This window comes from Faecalibacterium sp. DFI.5.82, assembly GCF_029076575.1.
Lineage (GTDB): Bacteria > Bacillota > Clostridia > Oscillospirales > Ruminococcaceae > Faecalibacterium > Faecalibacterium duncaniae.
On record NZ_JARFIS010000893.1, the window covers coordinates 1 to 296 of the forward strand.

Genomic DNA, 296 nt, shown 5'->3' on the forward strand with positions numbered 1-296 from the left:
TGCTGGATCTGGATCCGACCAGTTCCGTGGGGATTCGAACGGGAACTTTGCGCTTTATTCGCTTGCTGGCTGGCTACTTTATTATGAGCCCATCATTAAAGGAGAGCGAGGCTGGCCGCGTGATTGCCCGTGCTGATGAGATGAATGATCACGTGGCCTTGGAGGACCCGACCGCGCCGTGTGAATATGCACCGACTGCCAAGGCTTTGATCCGTCATCTGCAGCTGTTCGTCAATCAGATTCAAGCCGGACCCGAGTATCAAGAAATCCTGGATGACCTGGAATATCGGGTCATC

At 53.7% G+C, this 296-nt stretch carries 1 protein-coding gene; it reads left to right on the forward strand.

The features are described 5' to 3' along the window. Positions 1 to 296, forward strand: a 296-nt coding sequence (locus tag P0G09_RS19385; RefSeq protein WP_275253490.1) for a hypothetical protein, incomplete at both ends; no start/stop codon positions are given.